This window comes from Methylobacillus methanolivorans (assembly GCF_044751345.1).
Taxonomy (GTDB): Bacteria; Pseudomonadota; Gammaproteobacteria; order Burkholderiales; family Methylophilaceae; genus Methylobacillus; species Methylobacillus methanolivorans.
Genome location: NZ_JBIWXY010000001.1, coordinates 1,103,973 through 1,119,730, shown reverse-complemented (window position 1 = coordinate 1,119,730; position 15,758 = coordinate 1,103,973). Strand labels below are relative to the sequence as shown.

The 15,758-nt window shown below is 52.1% G+C and carries 15 protein-coding genes; 2 read left to right on the top strand and 13 right to left on the bottom strand.

Annotation, left to right across the window (positions count from 1 at the left end; translation table 11 throughout):
- Positions 1 to 7: 7 nt before the first annotated feature.
- The 9 genes from prmB to xseA form a co-directional block, all read right to left on the bottom strand.
- Positions 8 to 907: a 50S ribosomal protein L3 N(5)-glutamine methyltransferase gene (prmB, locus tag ACIKP9_RS05150; protein WP_400880162.1), complete on the bottom strand. Its 900-nt coding sequence runs from the start codon at positions 905 to 907 to the stop codon at positions 8 to 10.
- A complete protein-coding gene (gene dapE / locus ACIKP9_RS05145; RefSeq protein ID WP_400880158.1) occupies positions 904 to 2,031 on the bottom strand; it encodes a succinyl-diaminopimelate desuccinylase in 1,128 nt (375 codons plus the stop codon). Before dapE ends, prmB begins: the two co-directional genes overlap by 4 nt.
- Entirely contained in the window at positions 2,028 to 2,378 is a 351-nt protein-coding gene (locus tag ACIKP9_RS05140; RefSeq protein WP_400880156.1) for an ArsC family reductase, read from the bottom strand. Before ACIKP9_RS05140 ends, dapE begins: the two co-directional genes overlap by 4 nt.
- A 41-nt stretch (positions 2,379 to 2,419) precedes the next feature.
- On the bottom strand, positions 2,420 to 4,558 hold the full coding sequence (locus ACIKP9_RS05135) for a putative bifunctional diguanylate cyclase/phosphodiesterase (protein WP_400880154.1): 2,139 nt from the start codon (positions 4,556 to 4,558) through the stop codon (positions 2,420 to 2,422).
- A 258-nt stretch (positions 4,559 to 4,816) separates the two neighbouring features.
- Complete coding sequence (dapD, locus tag ACIKP9_RS05130; protein WP_400880151.1) at positions 4,817 to 5,641, bottom strand: 2,3,4,5-tetrahydropyridine-2,6-dicarboxylate N-succinyltransferase; 825 nt, start codon at positions 5,639 to 5,641, stop codon at positions 4,817 to 4,819.
- Positions 5,642 to 5,748: 107 nt separating this feature from the next.
- A complete protein-coding gene (locus tag ACIKP9_RS05125) occupies positions 5,749 to 6,594 on the bottom strand; it encodes a M48 family metallopeptidase (protein ID WP_400880148.1) in 846 nt (281 codons plus the stop codon).
- Between the two features lie 95 nt (positions 6,595 to 6,689).
- The gene (locus tag ACIKP9_RS05120) at positions 6,690 to 8,567 is read right to left on the bottom strand and encodes a potassium transporter Kup (protein WP_400880145.1); all 1,878 of its coding nucleotides are present in this window, start codon (positions 8,565 to 8,567) and stop codon (positions 6,690 to 6,692) included.
- An 88-nt stretch (positions 8,568 to 8,655) separates the two neighbouring features.
- On the bottom strand, positions 8,656 to 9,006 hold the full coding sequence (locus ACIKP9_RS05115) for a TfoX/Sxy family protein (protein ID WP_400880142.1): 351 nt from the start codon (positions 9,004 to 9,006) through the stop codon (positions 8,656 to 8,658).
- Positions 8,990 to 10,189 carry an exodeoxyribonuclease VII large subunit gene (gene xseA / locus ACIKP9_RS05110; RefSeq protein WP_400880140.1) on the bottom strand — a complete coding sequence of 400 codons (1,200 nt, stop codon included), beginning with the start codon at positions 10,187 to 10,189 and terminating at the stop codon, positions 8,990 to 8,992. Before xseA ends, ACIKP9_RS05115 begins: the two co-directional genes overlap by 17 nt.
- A 106-nt stretch (positions 10,190 to 10,295) precedes the next feature.
- Between xseA and ACIKP9_RS05105 the strand changes: the two genes are divergently transcribed.
- Together ACIKP9_RS05105 and cysM are read left to right on the top strand one after the other, a co-directional pair.
- Complete coding sequence (locus ACIKP9_RS05105; RefSeq protein ID WP_400880139.1) at positions 10,296 to 10,796, top strand: disulfide bond formation protein B; 501 nt, start codon at positions 10,296 to 10,298, stop codon at positions 10,794 to 10,796.
- 52 nt (positions 10,797 to 10,848) lie between these two features.
- Entirely contained in the window at positions 10,849 to 11,736 is an 888-nt protein-coding gene (gene cysM / locus ACIKP9_RS05100) for a cysteine synthase CysM (protein ID WP_400880137.1), read from the top strand.
- A gap of 65 nt (positions 11,737 to 11,801) precedes the next feature.
- On the opposite strand, the gene ACIKP9_RS05095 is transcribed toward cysM, so the two are convergent.
- From ACIKP9_RS05095 to ACIKP9_RS05080, 4 genes are all read right to left on the bottom strand, one after another.
- Positions 11,802 to 13,514, bottom strand: coding sequence for an amidohydrolase (locus ACIKP9_RS05095; RefSeq protein WP_400880134.1), 1,713 nt, complete (start codon positions 13,512 to 13,514; stop codon positions 11,802 to 11,804).
- Between the two features lie 170 nt (positions 13,515 to 13,684).
- Positions 13,685 to 14,119 carry a GFA family protein gene (locus ACIKP9_RS05090; RefSeq protein ID WP_400880131.1) on the bottom strand — a complete coding sequence of 145 codons (435 nt, stop codon included), beginning with the start codon at positions 14,117 to 14,119 and terminating at the stop codon, positions 13,685 to 13,687.
- 35 nt (positions 14,120 to 14,154) lie between these two features.
- A complete protein-coding gene (locus ACIKP9_RS05085) occupies positions 14,155 to 14,403 on the bottom strand; it encodes a putative hemolysin (protein WP_400880128.1) in 249 nt (82 codons plus the stop codon).
- Positions 14,404 to 14,818: 415 nt separating this feature from the next.
- Positions 14,819 to 15,385: a histidine phosphatase family protein gene (locus ACIKP9_RS05080; protein WP_400880126.1), complete on the bottom strand. Its 567-nt coding sequence runs from the start codon at positions 15,383 to 15,385 to the stop codon at positions 14,819 to 14,821.
- Between the last annotated feature and the right edge of the window lie 373 nt (positions 15,386 to 15,758).

Below are 15,758 nucleotides of genomic sequence, written 5' to 3'. Positions count from 1 at the left end.
TGGTTGATTAAGGCAATTGCTCTTTGGTGAGCAGGAAGACAAATTCATTGCCTGAATCTACTTCCAGCCACGTGAATGGCAGGTGAGGGTAGGCTTCCAGCAGGGCATCACGATTGTGGCCAATTTCCACGACCAATAAGCCGTTGTCATTGAGATGTTTCTTCGCTTCACTCAACAAGGTGTGAGTGTGGTCCAGCCCTGCAGCGCCGCTTCCTAGTGCAATCTGGGGCTCATTGCGATATTCCTGTGGTAGCAGCTCCATGGAGGGGGCATCTACATAAGGAGGGTTGCTGATGATCAGGTCGTAGGTCTTGCCTTCCAGCTTGCTGAACATATCCGACTGAATAGCGTTGATCTGGTCTTCCAGGCCGTAGTTACGGATATTGATGTTGGCTACCGCCAGGGCATCGGGTGAAATATCCACGACATCTACCTGTGCATTGGGGAAGGCGTTGGCCAGCAATACGCCCAGGCAGCCGCTACCGGTGCAGATGTCTGCAGCGCTTTCTATCATTTCTGGGTATTCAACCCATGGGTTGAGGCCGTCCTCTAGCAGTTCTGCAATGAAGGAGCGCGGCACGATGACGCGTTCATCCACATAAAACTTGAAGCCCTTGAGCCATGCTTCATTGACCAGGTAAGCCGTAGGCGTGCGGTCTGTAATACGGCGACGGATCAGCTCTTTTAAACGGGTACGTTCTGGTGGTAAGAGCCTGGCATCAAGAAAGTTTTCCAGAGTGTCATGCGGCAGATGCAGGGCAGACAAGATCAGCCATACGGCTTCGTCGTAGGCGTTGTCCGTGCCGTGGCCAAAAAAGATACTGGATTCTTCAAAGCGGCTGACGGCAAAGCGTAGCCAATCGCGGATAGTGTGAAGTTCTTCGGTAATGCCGGGAAATCTCATCATGACAGTAGGGCTTCCAGGGTGAGCTTGTATGCCTGTTGCAGGGGTTCTATGTCTGCAACAGCCACACATTCATTAAGTTTGTGGATAGTGGCATTGAGGGGCCCGAATTCTACGATTTGCTGTGCGATATCGGCGATGAATCGGCCATCAGACGTGCCGCCACTGGTGGAAAGTTCAGGTGTGACGCCAAATGCCTGCTCAATAGCGGCTGAAATGGCAGTGACGAGGGAGCCTTTTGGGGTCAGGAATGGTTTGCCAGAAAGCTCCCAGGCCAGGTCGTAGTCCAGTTGATGGCTGTCGAGGATGGCATGTACACGTTCCTTGAGGCTTTCTGCAGTGCTGGCGGTGGAGAACCTAAAGTTGAAGAGAATCTCGACTTCTCCTGGGACTACATTGGTAGCGCCTGTACCGCCATGAATATTGGATATCTGCCATGAAGTGGGCGGAAAATATTCGTTACCTTCATCCCATACCGTATCAGCGAGTGCCTTGATCGCAGGCGCGGCCATGTGGATGGGGTTTTTCACTAGATGGGGGTAGGCGATGTGCCCTTGTATCCCCTTAACGGTAAGCTTGCCCGAGAGCGAGCCACGGCGGCCATTCTTGATCATGTCGCCCACGACCTTGCTTGAAGTGGGTTCGCCCACAATACAATAGTCAATCAGCTCGTTGCGTGCCTTGAGCGTTTCCACGACTTTGACGGTGCCATTGATGGCAATACCTTCTTCATCCGAGGTGATGATGAGGCCGATGGAACCAGGATGGTCTGGATGCGCGGCGACAAAATCTTCGATTGCAGTGATGAATGCGGCCAACGAGGTTTTCATGTCAGCGGCACCTCGGCCATAGAGCATGCCATCCTTGATGGTGGGCTCAAAAGGCGGGGTATGCCATTGATCTACCGGCCCTGTGGGGACAACATCCGTATGCCCGGCAAATACCAGCAGGGGGCCAGTGTTGCCACGGCGGGCATAGAAATTATCTACATCACCGAATCGCATGCGTTCAATCTTGAATCCCAAGGGTTCCAAGCGTGAAATCAAAAGCTCCTGGCAACCTTGGTCATCAGGGGTGACAGAGCGGCGGGAGATGAGGTCCTGGGCGAGTGCTAGTGTTTTACTCATGCATTAAACAGCTTGGCATAAGCTGCCTCGGTAAAACCCAGATGCAGAATCTGGTCATCCTTCACCAGCACAGGGCGCTTGATCACGGAGGTTTTGTCCTGCATGAGTGTGATGGCTGATGCGGCATCGGTGACTGCCACTTTTTCTGCATCACTTAGCCCGCGCCAAGTCATGCCTGCGCGGTTGACTAGTTTTTCCCAGTCTACTTGGCCGAGCCATTGCTGGAGGGTTTCTTTGCTAATGCCGGATTTCTTGAAATCGTGAAATTCGTAACTAATGCCGTGTTCGTCCAACCAGGTGCGTGCTTTCTTTACTGTATTACAGTTGGGAATACCGTAGAGCTTCATGAGTGTGCATCTTGAATGTAGTAGGTATGCGATATTTTACACTAGCGCGCAACAGAGAGGCTTTCTGCTGCGATGCTATATGCAGACCAGCTATTTTCTTCACGTTTTATTTTGCCGTACGGCACCGCTAGTTGGCTGTCACGCAGGAATTCTGCCAATTGGGCCTGGTGTACGGGGTTCGCACAGAAAGCCCCCTGTATTTCATTGCATTCCAGCGATAACAACACATTGCGTTCATCTTGGCTGGAGACATGCTCGGCGATGACTTTCACGTGGTGGGCATGCGCTAATTCGATAATCGCACCCGCAATAGCACGTGCTTTCTGGTTAGTCAGGATATCTTGGGTAAAGCTGTGATCCAGCTTGAGTGCTTTCAGGTTGAGGTGTTGCATATATGGCAAGCTGGATAAACGAGTGCCGAAATTTTCCAGACTGATGTTCAAGCTGATGGCAGGTAAGCGTTTGAGCAGGTCAATATAGTGCTCGGGTTGATGCATGAAGGCAGACTCTGCGATTTCCAGGATCAAGGCATCTGCGGGCAAGCTGAATTGATTCAACCTTGCCACGATCTGCTGCTCAAGATTCGGATTACGTACTTGCCCAAGCATAAGTGGCAGGTAAATCGGCAGGCGAATATCCTGTTGGCGCAGTGTCTGCGTCATGCGGCAACTTGCCTCCAACACCCAGGTGTTGATGTCATCCATCAATCCAATATTCTCTGCCATGGGGGCAAAAGTGGCTGCTGGAATAACGCCTTTGGTCGGGTGCAACCAGCGTGCATGGATTTCCAGGCCAGTGATGCTATTGCCGAGAATATCCATGCGTGGCTCGAAATAGAGTACGAACTCTTTATTGGCAATAGCGTGGCGTAGCTCCTGCTGAGTTTCCAGCAGATCGTATGAGGTGGGCTCCAGCCTGTCATCAAACAGGCGGAAGCCTTGATTGTCATTGGGCTTGACGCGGTGCATGGCTGCCTCGGCATAGGTCAGCAGGCGATCAGCATGACCATGCTTAGGGTAAAGCGAGAGTCCGGCCCTGACGTTCAGCGCAATATCATGATGATCAACGCGGAATGTGGCATGCAATGACTGCATGATTCGCTCCATGACCGGCACAATGTCTTGCTCATGCTTGATGTCTTCAAATAGCACGAGAAACGCTTCATTGCCGTTGTAAGCGGCCATATCACAGCCGCGAATGGTTTCCTGGATGCGCTTTGCAGCGGCACACAATATTTCATCGCTGATATGTTGCCCTAATTCTTCTTTGATTTGCTTGAGGTTGTCGAGATTGATGATTGCGACCGCTAGCGCGTTGCCTAGGCGCGCAGTGCGGCGGATACCAATATTGAGGTGATGCTGAAAGTAGCGATGGTTGGGTAACTGGGTCAGCGCATCCAGCATGCTTATGCGGCTTAGCTTATCCTGCGTGTCGGTACGTAGCCAGTTGTCTTTGTCACGATTACGCGTATCTATAATAGTCAGGATGGCAGTGAGCAGGATCAGGATGCAGATACCCACTGCGATGATGACTGAAAACAAGCCCGGTTGTAGTGTTGAGTTTGTAGTCAAATCGGCCTGGGGAGGAATACCGATGGCTGCCATGGCGGTGAAATGTGTGCAGGCAATGCCACCACTCAGCATCGTGGCGGCATAAAGGCGAGACCGTAATGTTGGATTTCTTGATTGATGGTCGGTATGGAACATGAATGCCAGTGCCACGATCGAAATAATGACGGCAATGCCTAGCGATAGAGCGAGCAAGGTTGTGTTGTAGCTTATCTCCGAAAACATCTGCATCGCGTGCATGCTGGTGTAATGCATGCCGCTAATACCCAGCCCCATGACGATACCGGCAGTCACGAGTGCTTGCAGTTTGAAACCAGGCCTGCTGGTAATGTCCAGTGCCAGCCAGGAGATACTGACGGCAATCAGCCATGACAATATGCTGTCATCAAAGAGAGAAGAGATGGGTGTGGATAATGACCAGGCGAGAATGCTGATGAAATGCATGGCCCATATCCCTGATCCCATTGCGATTGCACCAAGCGCCATCCATGCCTTGGATGAGGAGCCTTGACGATGCACCGCGTGGTTGGTGAACATGAACGCTACCAGTGATGAGATGAATGCAATCACAATCGAAAGTAGCACCAGTTTGTAATCGTAGCTGCCCGTCATGGTTATCCTGAACTGCCTGTAAAAATATGGACTTGGTATTGATGTCGCAACTTTTGTGCCGCAGGTAATATTGGTGGTGTGGAGGTGGGAAGTGTTTGGGATTTATCTGATTTTTATTTTTAAAACATAATGTTATGTTTTATTTTATAGGCTGGGGTATGAGGTGGTAGACAATAAAAAAACCTGCCATGAGGCAGGTTTTTGTTGGAGCTTCGACGCCAGTGTCAGAACATTGACACCCGTGAAAGAGGTTGGGGGTTAGATACCGCGTAGTAGCTCGTTGATACCAACTTTACCCAAGGTCTTTTCATCAACTTTCTTGACGATGACGGCGCAGTAGAGGCTGTAGCTGCCATCCTTGGAAGGCAGGTTGCCGGAGACGACAACGGAGCCAGAAGGTACACGGCCATAGGTGACTTCGCCGGTTTCGCGATCGTAAATCTTGGTGGATTGGCCAATGTAAACGCCCATGGAAATCACGCAGTTGTCTTCGACGACAACGCCTTCCACTACTTCGGAGCGTGCGCCGATAAAGCAGTTGTCACCAATGATGGTGGGGCCGGCTTGTACTGGCTCTAGCACGCCGCCGATACCTACACCACCGGAAAGGTGTACGTTTTTGCCGATTTGTGCGCAGGAGCCGACAGTTGCCCAGGTGTCTACCATGGTGCCTTCGCCAACGTAGGCACCGATATTGACGTAGGAAGGCATCAAGACTGCGTTCTTGGCGATATAGGAGCCACGACGCACGATAGCGTTAGGTACCACGCGGAAGCCGCCAGCCTTGAAGTCGGCTTCTGTATAGTTGGCAAACTTTGGGGGTACTTTGTCGAAGTACTTGGTGACGCCGTCATCCAGCAATAGATTGTCTTCCAGGCGGAAGGAGAGCAACACGGCCTTCTTGATCCATTGATGGGTGACCCAGTTCTGGCCGTCTGTGCGTTCTGCCACGCGCAGCTTACCGCTGTCGAGATCGGCAAGCACGCTGAATACGGCTTCCTTGATTTCTGCACTGGCAGTGGCTGGGGTAATCTCGGCACGACGCTCGAACGCGTCTTCAATAATGGTTTGCAAATTGCTCATCTAAGATTCCTAGGAGTCGCTTCAGATAAAACCGCTATTTTACCTGAAAACGCCTCCCAGGATGGGGAGCCGCCACGATTTAGCGGAAGGCAAGCGCTTGAATTGCCTTATTTACCTTGTTTCTTGGCTTGCTCATACAGTGGCATAACGGAGGGAATCAAGCGCTTGATGTCGGCCATGCGTGATTCATCCGAAGGGTGGGTGCTGAGAATTTCAGGCGGCTTCTCACCACCAACAGCACTCATTTTCTGCCACAGCGTCAGTGCAGCATTGGGGTTATAGCCAGCACGCGCAGCCAGCTCAAGGCCAATCTGGTCAGCTTCATGCTCTGCAGTGCGGCTATTCGGCAGGGTGAGGGCCACGGCTGCGACGGTGCCGCCCAGTGCCAGCGCCTGCACGGCATTGTCCGCATTCTTGGTACTGAGGCCAACGACGGCTGCCAAGCCTAGCAATCCATACTGCTGAGCCTTGGCACGTGACATGCGCTCGCGCACATGCTCGCGCAGGGCGTGGGCGATTTCGTGACCCATGACGGCAGCGAGTTCGTCATCGGTTGGTTTGATCTGGTCAATCAAGCCTGTATACACCATGATCTTGCCACCAGCCATGCAGTAGGCGTTGATCTCCTTGCTTTCCTGCACATTCACTTCCCATTTCCAACTTGGGGCATCGGAGCGGAACACGCCGACATGAGCGATCAGCTTGTCGGCGATGGCGCGGACACGTTTGGTTTCTGCACTATCTGTGTTGAGAAGCTTCTTGGCTTGTGCATCTTTGACAGTTTGCTGGTACGCCAGGGCGGATTGCTCTACGGCCTCTTGCTCGGACACAAGGCCAACATATTGTTTGCGATCGACACCGACGTTGCCTTTATTGGTCGTGCTTACTGTGGTGCAACTGGTGAGCTGGACTAATGCCAGAGCGATCAGGGTAAGTTTGATGGATTTTTTCATGTGAACAGCCTTTGTTAAAACCTGATAACAACCGTATTAGGCGCCATTCTAGACCGGGCCATATGAGCCGACAATCTTTCTCGAATGCCGTCATCTCAAAGCGTGACTTGGGTACCTAGTTCAATCACGCGGTTTGGCGGCAGCTTGAATTGGTTGGTAATACTGTCGGCATTGCGGAACATGCCGACAAACAGTTTGTTGCGCCAGTAAGCCATGCCAGAGCTTCTGCTGACGAAGAGGGTTTCCTTGCCGATGAAAAACGAAGTGTCCATGGTGTCGAGTTCCAGGCCAAGTTGTTTCGTCAACTCCAGATCGCGTGGTAGGTCAGGGTCATCCTTGAAGCCATAGTTGACGGTAATGCGGTAGAAACCGTGGCGTAGCTCTTCTAGCCCTAGGCGGCTGCGTTCTTCAATATAAGGCACATCGGCAATATTGACGGTAAGCAGGATATTGCGCTCATGCAGTATTTTGTTGTGCTTGAGGTTGTGCAGCATGGCATGGGGAACCCCATGGGGATTCGGCGTCATGAAAATACCAGTGCCATGCACGCGTTGTGGCGGGTGTGCGCCAATGGCATCAATGAAAGGCTCCAGCAGCATGGCATCATTGCGCAGGCGCTCCAGCAATAGCCCGCGTCCGCTTTTCCAGGTGGTCATCAAGGTAAAGATGACAATGCCGATCAGGATAGGCACCCAGCCGCCATCGGGAATTTTCAGGATATTGGCGCTGAAGAAAGCCAGGTCGATGATGAGGAATATGCTGATGAGTGCAATCGTGCGTGGCCAGCTCCAGTGCCAGATGCCATGGAATACGATCCCTGCCAATAGTGTGGTGAACAGCATGTTGCCTGTCACGGCGATGCCATAGGCGGCAGCGAGGTCACCAGAGGAGCCGAAGCCAACAACGAGCGCCATGACCGCGACCATCAGGCTCCAGTTGATATAAGGCATGTAGATCTGGCCTTTTTGCTGCTCGGAAGTATGCAGGATGCGCATGCGTGGCAAATAGCCTAATTGCAAGGCCTGCGCCGAGATGGAAAAAGCACCTGAGATGACAGCCTGTGACGCGATGACGGTGGCAAGTGTTGCCAGGGTGATCAATGGATACAGCATCCATTCTGGTGCCATCAGGTAGAAAGGGTTCTTGATCGCTTCTGCATCATGCAGCACCAGTGCACCTTGCCCAAAGTAGTTGAGTATCAAAGCCGGCAAGACGAAGCCAAACCAGGCGTAGCGAATTGGCTTGGGGCCAAAGTGGCCCATATCGGCATAAAGCGCCTCTACTCCGGTGACAGCCAATACTACTGAGCCTAGCGCAACGAAGGCGACCCATGGGGCATGGATGAAGAACTGAATGGCGTACAGCGGATTGAGCGCTTCCAGCACCCTGGGTTCATGCATGATATTGGCGACGCCGAGTGCAGCCAGGGTGCCAAACCACAACAACATCACCGGTCCGAATAGTGCCCCAGCCACAGCCGTGCCCTTGCTTTGTAGCCAGAACAAGGCGAACAATACCGCCAATGTGATGGGAACAATGAATTGATCGAGTCCCGGAGCTGCAACCTCCATGCCTTCCACGGCCGATAACACTGAGATCGCCGGGGTGATCATGCCATCGGCATAAAACATGCACGCGCCAATGATGCCTGCATACATCACCAGGCGTTTGCGCTCGCCTTTGATATTCCGGCTGGCCAATGCAAGCAATGCCATGATGCCGCCTTCGCCATTGTTATCGGCGCGCATGACGAACACGGTGTATTTCAGCGAAACCACCATGATGAACGACCATAAAATCAAGGCCAGAATGCCAAAGACATTGTCATGCGTGAGCGGCACTGGGTGCGGACTCACGGCAAAGACTTCTTTCATGGTGTACAGCGGACTGGTGCCGATATCACCAAAGACCACGCCCAATGCGGCGAGGGCCAGGAGTGGGAGGGCGGGTTTGGTGTTGCTGCTAGCTTGCATAGGGCAGGCTCAGTAAAAAATTTTCGCCATTCTACGCGCCTTGCACAGGCTTAGATAGCACATGTAAGTCCATGGTCTACTAAGGGATTTACTTTTTCAGTGGACGGGCACGCAGGGCTGCGGCATAAGCCAGGCGTGCCCAATAAATCGCTTGCTCTGGTTCTTCGAGCATGTCAGCCGGGGCTTGATAATAAGACATCGTGACCTCCTTGCCTTGTTTGGCATAGCGAAAGGCGGGTAAGTCCAGCTGCTCGAATGCACCACGGTTTTGATCATCTGCCTTGAGGTAGAGCGTATCGTCGGCAATCAGTGCAAACATGAGGCCTTGATGATAAATGCCATAGCCACCAAACATACGTTTGGCCTGGATAGGCCCAAAGTCTCGCAGCAGTTCTTGCAAATAGTCCGTCAATTCACTCATGTCAGCGAGAGCGGACATTGCGAATATCAGCCTCTACGCTGCCCTTGCCCAAGGTGAGCTTGACTGTGTCGCCGATTGAAAGCTGTGTGCTGTCTTGCACCAGTTCGCCATTAAGCTTTTCCACTAATGCGTAACCGCGTTGCAACACTGCACTTGGGTTCAGGTGGGCCAAGCTTTGCTGCGCTGCCTGCAAATGCTGATGTTGCTTCTGTAGCTGTCGCGTCATGGCCTGCACGAGCCGCAGGCGCAGTTGTGCGAGGTGTTGCTGCTTGTGGGCTACCTGCTGCATGGGGGAGAGCAGGCGGCGGCTGAGGTAGTCAAGCTGCTGGCCGCGTTGTTGCAGGCGGTTCTGCATGCTGCGTTCCAGCCGCTCACGGCTTTGTTGCAGATTGCGCAACAGGCTGCTGCGATCTGGCGTGGCGAGTTCGGCGGCAGCCGTTGGCGTAGGTGCCCGGACATCGGCAACAAAATCCGCAATCGTGAAATCAGTCTCGTGCCCTACAGCACTGATAACGGGAAGGGTGCAGCCATGGATAGCGCGGGCGACGATTTCCTCGTTGAACTGCCATAAATCCTCAATGCTGCCACCACCGCGGCAGACAATCAGCACATCGCATTCTGCACGCTGATCGGCAGTGCGAATCGCCGCTGCAATCAGGTTGGCAGCGCCTTTGCCCTGTACTGGGGTTGGATAGATCACGATGTTGACTGCTGGCATACGACGGCGCAGGGTTGTGAGTACATCGCGCAGGGCTGCCGCATCAGGCGAGGTCACAATGCCAATTTGGCGTGGATGTGTGGGTAGCGCTATTTTGTGCTCCGCGGCGAACAAGCCTTCTGCGGCAAGCTGTTGCTTGAGTTTTTCATAAGCCTCGAACAAATTGCCCAAGCCTGCGCGTTGCAGGAATTCGATAGTGAGCTGGAAGTCGCCACGTGCTTCGTACAACGTGACCACGGCCCTGGCCTCAACTTTGTCACCTTCGCGTGGAACCCAGTCCAGGTAGGCGTTACGGCCACGGAACATCACGCAACGCACCTGCGCACCTTGATCTTTCAATGAAAAATACCAATGCCCGGAGGCGGCACGGGTGAGGTTGGAAATTTCACCACTGATCCAGAACAAGGAGAAACTGGTTTCCAGTAACTCACGCGCCATGCGGTTGAGCTCGGTGACGCTGAGAATGTGCTGTGGGTCTGCCATAGAGGTTGTCGGGCGGTTGTCTGCGGTTTGCAGCCTTAGTTGGTGCTAACCGGGATGTATCCGTTACAATTGCGGGATATTCATTATAAGTGCTGAGGCTTTGTTTATGTGCAATAAGCTGTTTGCTGGGCGTCGTGGCTACTTTCTTGGCTTCATCGCCAGTTTTGGCTTGGTGGCGTTGGCCTTAGTCATCCAGCAGCAATACAACCTGGAGCCTTGTCCATTGTGCATCTCCCAGCGCATTGCCTTTATGGCGCTGGGCTTATTGTTCCTGATGGCCGCTTTGCACAACCCAGGCAGTATGGGCCGCAAGGTCTATGGCCTGCTGCATGTGGCAGCTGCGGTCACTGGCATTGGCATTGCAGCACGCCATATCTGGATTCAGGCTAACCCTGACAAAGTGATGGCTGAATGCGGCGCGGGGTTTGACTACATCATGGAAACCTTCCCGCTGAAAAAAGCGCTGGATTTGATCTTCAAGGGCACGGGTGAATGCTCCGCGATAGACTGGACCTTGTTCGGCTTGACCATTCCCCAGCTTTCGCTGATTGCTTTTGCTGGATTAGGCCTGTTCGCTGTTTTGTTGGCTTTTCAAAAAAAGGCCTGATTTTGGAATAAAGGGCCAGCTGGTGGCTTGCCCAGACACTGATTGAAATTAAATGTATAAAACCCTGGATGATTTCGTAGGCAATACCCCGCTGGTCAAGCTGCAACGCCTGGCAGGCAACACTAGCAACACCATCTTGCTCAAGCTCGAAGGCAATAATCCGGCTGGTTCGGTCAAGGATAGGCCCGCTCTTTCCATGATCAAGCGCGCAGAGGCGCGCGGCGACATCAAGCCCGGCGATACCCTGATTGAGGCGACCTCCGGCAATACCGGCATTGCCCTGGCCATGGTGGCGGCGATGCGCGGCTACAAAATGGTGCTGGTGATGCCGGATAACCAGAGCGTAGAACGCCGCCAGAGCATGAAGGCTTATGGCGCTGAACTCGTGCTGACGCCGCGTGATGGTGGCATGGAGCTGGCACGCGATGTGGCGACCAAGCTACAGCTGGAGGGGGAGGGCATCGTGCTCGACCAGTTTGGCAACCCTGATAACCCGTTGGCGCATTATGAAGGTACTGGCCCGGAGATCTGGCGTGATACCCAGGGCAAAGTGACCCATTTTGTCTCCAGCATGGGCACCACTGGCACCATCATGGGTACCTCGCGCTATCTCAAGGAGCAAAACGCTGACATTCGCATTGTTGGTGTGCAGCCAGAAGAAGGCGCGCAAATTCCCGGTATTCGCAAATGGCCAGAAGAATACTTGCCCACGATTTACGATGCCAAGCGCGTTGATGAACTAATTTATGTCAGCCAGGCGCATGCTGAAAAAACCACTCTCAAGCTGGCAACAGAAGAGGGCATCTTTGCTGGCATTTCCTCGGGTGGAGCGCTGTATGCGGCATTGCAGTTATCAAAACGTGTAGAGAACGCCGTGATTGTGACGATTGTCTGCGATCGGGGTGATCGTTATCTTTCTACCGGGGTTTTCCCAGCCTAATATTGTAAATCTAACGTGACGGTGCGGCGGCGCATAGCGCCGTCCGCTGCCCGTGACAGCTTGTGTTAGCGAGCTTTGTAGACCGTCTGGCCTTCCTTGATTGTCTCTAACACTGCAATATCCTTGATCGCTTCTGGCTCTACGGCGATAGGGTCTTTATCCAGAATCACAAAGTCCGCTAGCTTGCCCGCAGTGAGCGTGCCTTTGTTCTTTTCCTCAAAGTATTGCCATGCTGCCCATTCGGTAATCGATTTCAGCGCAATGAATGGGCTCACGCGCTGATCCGGGCCAATCACTTCGCCGCTGCGGCTTGTCCGGTTCACCGTTGTATGCAGGATCATCATGGCGCTTGGGAGCGCTACTGGCGCATCGTGATGCTCGGTAAATTTCATCCCACGTTTTAGCGCCGATTGCGTCGGCGAGATGTGGTATGCACGTTCCTCTCCCAGAACTTCGTTTTTATGCCAATCGCCCCAGTAATAGGTGTGCATGGAGAAGAACGAAGGAACGATGCCCAACGCTTTCATCTTGTCGATCTGATCTTCCCGCACGACTTGTGCATGAATCATCACTGGGCGTCTGTCTGCCTTGCCATACTTTGCTTCAGCATTGGCAACTGCGGTAATGAGGGCATCTGCCGCTGCATCACCATTGACGTGGGTCAATGCCTGCCAGTGATGCTCAAAGGCGAGATCAACCAATGTCTGCCGATCTTCAGCACCAGGGATGGCAGGGTAGCCAACGTAAGTCTCTGGTTGGCCTTGAGGCGGTACCTTGTAAGGCTGGCTGAGCCAAGCGGTCTTGCCTTGTGGTGAACCGTCAAAGCTGAGTTTTACGCCAGCGAGGCGGAAGTGGTTGCTGTAGGTTTGACTGACACCATGTTCCTTCATGTAAGCAGCTTCTGCTTGTAGGTCAGGGAATACTGCTACATCAATCGTCAGCTTCTTTTCGTTGGCTAAACGGCGAAACGTCTCGGCAGCAGCTTGGCTTGCGCGCCCTTCCTGTGCGGTTGTGAAACCAAATTGGGTATAAGCCTCTATCCCCGCCAAAGCAATTCTCTCGTTAGCTTGGTCATCCAAGCCACCTAATACTTTAAAAATCGGGCCAAAAAATGCCATCTCCTCCAGAACACCATTTGGTGTTTTGCCATCGGCCTCACGGCGGATGACGCCGCCAGCAGGGTCTGCGCTATCCGCGTTGTATCCTGCTAATTCCAAGCCTTTGTGATTCATGACAGCCAGATGACTAGACTGATGAATAATCACCACCGGAATATCGATGGATACTTGATCCAGCTCGTTGGCTGTCGGGTGACGTTGCTCGGCTAGTTGTGAATCGTCGTAGCCAAAGCCGATGATCCATCCGGCCTTTTGAATGGTTTTTGCGTTACCTTCCTGCCAGGTGTTAAGCATGCTGACGATATCCTTCACGCTTTTACCATCGCCATCCGGCGGAGGCAAAAGGTTGGCGCCCAGCTTCTGGATGCCTGACACGAAGAGATGGCCGTGCGCGTCGATAAAACCAGGTAATAAGGTCTTGCCCGCGAGATCCACCCGGTTTTTTGCCTCGATTTTCTGATCAGCTTCTTTTTGTGTGCCGACGAAAAGAATCTTGCCATCTTTCACCGAGATGGTTTCAGCGTATTGGGGTGTTTCGCCTTCCATGGTTAATATCGGGCCACCGAAGTACAGCGTGTCTGCCGATTGCATTGGAGGCTTGGGAGTGCAACCTGCGAGCAGCAACAATGTTAAAAGCGCGGATGAAATAGAGTGTTTCATGTTAATCAGACTCCCTGTTTTTAGTATTGAGTGCTTGATGCTGGAAGGCTACCTAAGTGCCAAAAACGTGTATTGGCGCGGGATTGCATGAGGCATTTCACATACTATCTTCGTTAATCATCTCGTTCATCACTGCTGTATCGCTTAATGACTAGAGATGTTCTTAATGATTATTGTGCTGGTCTGCTTGATGGGGCCTGAGGCGCAAGGGGTTGTTGTTCGGCTTGTTCAAGTGAGTGATCAATGCAAGCCCATGAGGGAGCGCTTTGGGTCCAGATGTTGGTATCGGGGGTAATGGATGATGGATCGTCAAAATTACCTGTGCGAACTACTTTAAATTGTGGCCTGGCGGATGAAATGCCAAAAAGATGGGTACCGCACTGTGGGCAAAACTGACGCGTCACTTCATTTCCACTGTCTGCCACTTTAGTGTATTCGGCAAGCGGGCCAGAAAATTCAAGTGCGCTAGCTGGAACAATCGCATTGACCGTTCCATTAGCAGCAAAATGCTGGCAATCACGGCACCAGCAAACCCTGACTGCCAGTGGATCACTGGTGAGTTTGAAAGTAACTGCGCCACATAGGCAATGACCATTGCGTTCCATTACAATTCCTTTGCTTCTACATTTAAGTGAGCCGCTTATTCCTGCGGGTGATCACGGCGGAAAAGCTCCCACTCTTCTACAACTGTACCGTCAGGCAGATGACACATGCCTTTCTCTCCGGCTTCATCTCTAACTATCTCAAGTTTGCCGCCTTGCTTCACGCAATGTTCAGAAGCAGGATTTGCGATTGCTAGCGTTGAGCTGGATTCGTTGGAGTGACAGCCGTTGAGCAATGCAACGGCCAGGATGCAGGGTAATACATACGGTTTCAAAGCATGTTTCATCGTCATCCTTGCTTAACATTTATCTATCGTTTAAGTATCTGTTTGATCAAGCAGTGAGGTGCGTTGCATATTCTGCAATTGTCGTCGATAAGGCAGGGCAGGCATGCCTCTATCAAGTTATCTTCCGCTAGATAATAGCATCGTATTTCATGGTATCAACGCAACAAGTGACCAGATGTCGCCAATACAGGCAGCGAGCAGTATTGCCATTGAAGCCGACACATAGAAACCAATTCGGTCAGCTTGTGCAAGGTCAAAGGTGAGTTGGGTCTGGATGGGCGCGTGCGGTTGCAAGCAGACTTGAGACAACAGGGGAGTGCGGATTGTTAGGCGCTGGCGTTGGCTTGTGATCAGGCGCTAAGCGGTTTTATCGCGTAGCGTCCAGCGACTGAATGAGGCGAGGTTGAACGCTATGTTATGTTGTATGCATGTGAAAAATACTGTATTCCCAATATTTTCTGGGTGGTTTTTCATCGGAGAGCCAGCCCATCTGCTTGAGATACTTTGCGACGAACCAGTTTAGCGAGCCGTGCCCAACGAACAATACAGTGCCGTGAGTTGAGGCTAGATTGGCGAGATGTATGGCGCAACTGTGTGCCCTTTCTTTGGCTGATTTGAATGACTCTGTCTTGCCTGAATAACCAAGCGCCCAAGCCAGCCGGAAAAATATCAACCACGTTTGCAACGAGAGGGTTGGAAAGCGCCATGCCGCGTTAGGTATATCCATTTCTCGGAAAATGGATGAGTGAAGGCCTATACGCTTGATTCCAAGGAGTCTTGCAGACTCCAGAGACCGCTCAAGGTTGCTGCACACAGTGAAAGCACATTGGTTGGCTTGCGCAATTGCTTCTTGGGGTGGCTGGAATCCTGTATCAATACCTGCGGCGTTGTATTGCTCAACCCAAACGCCAAACTCTGCGGCGTTCAATCGGTAGTGTTTGTCAACCTTGGGTTTTCCATGTCGCATCAGGACGATTTGCAACGGAGGTCTCCTGAAAATAACTATATTTAGACAGTCTCATCGTATTGGATGAGTTTGAGTTAAGTCAATCAATTGCTCAATGATTTCAATGCTATTTGGCTATACATGCTGAATTAGGCCGTCTAGAATTTAGCTTGATTGCCCCGCATTGAGAAATGCCGTCATGTCCAACCAGCCACAAGAGGAAATGTCTCCTCTAAGATTACTTGAGAGAGTGCCTACAGCAATTAAGATGCGGCATTATTGAATCAGCGGTGAGGATGTCTCTTTTGAAAATTGTCTAGCGGTTGAGCAGCAAGTGTTAGCTGCAACTTGGAATCAAGCCAAAGCAGCATGGTTGTTATTCTTAAATAAAAGGTGGTCGTGTTGGATA

Coding starts and splice junctions, on each gene's coding strand:
- dapE (WP_400880158.1), bottom strand. CDS start 2,031: ATGAGTAAAACACTAGCACTCGCCCAGGACCTCATCTCCCGCCGCTCT.
- ACIKP9_RS05135 (WP_400880154.1), bottom strand. CDS start 4,558: ATGACGGGCAGCTACGATTACAAACTGGTGCTACTTTCGATTGTGATT.
- ACIKP9_RS05125 (WP_400880148.1), bottom strand. CDS start 6,594: ATGAAAAAATCCATCAAACTTACCCTGATCGCTCTGGCATTAGTCCAG.
- ACIKP9_RS05095 (WP_400880134.1), bottom strand. CDS start 13,514: ATGAAACACTCTATTTCATCCGCGCTTTTAACATTGTTGCTGCTCGCA.
- ACIKP9_RS05085 (WP_400880128.1), bottom strand. CDS start 14,403: ATGAAACATGCTTTGAAACCGTATGTATTACCCTGCATCCTGGCCGTT.
- ACIKP9_RS05105 (WP_400880139.1), top strand. CDS start 10,296: ATGTGCAATAAGCTGTTTGCTGGGCGTCGTGGCTACTTTCTTGGCTTC.
- ACIKP9_RS05115 (WP_400880142.1), bottom strand. CDS start 9,006: ATGTCCGCTCTCGCTGACATGAGTGAATTGACGGACTATTTGCAAGAA.
- prmB (WP_400880162.1), bottom strand. CDS start 907: ATGATGAGATTTCCCGGCATTACCGAAGAACTTCACACTATCCGCGAT.
- dapD (WP_400880151.1), bottom strand. CDS start 5,641: ATGAGCAATTTGCAAACCATTATTGAAGACGCGTTCGAGCGTCGTGCC.
- ACIKP9_RS05120 (WP_400880145.1), bottom strand. CDS start 8,567: ATGCAAGCTAGCAGCAACACCAAACCCGCCCTCCCACTCCTGGCCCTC.
- ACIKP9_RS05140 (WP_400880156.1), bottom strand. CDS start 2,378: ATGAAGCTCTACGGTATTCCCAACTGTAATACAGTAAAGAAAGCACGC.
- cysM (WP_400880137.1), top strand. CDS start 10,849: ATGTATAAAACCCTGGATGATTTCGTAGGCAATACCCCGCTGGTCAAG.
- ACIKP9_RS05090 (WP_400880131.1), bottom strand. CDS start 14,119: ATGGAACGCAATGGTCATTGCCTATGTGGCGCAGTTACTTTCAAACTC.
- xseA (WP_400880140.1), bottom strand. CDS start 10,189: ATGGCAGACCCACAGCACATTCTCAGCGTCACCGAGCTCAACCGCATG.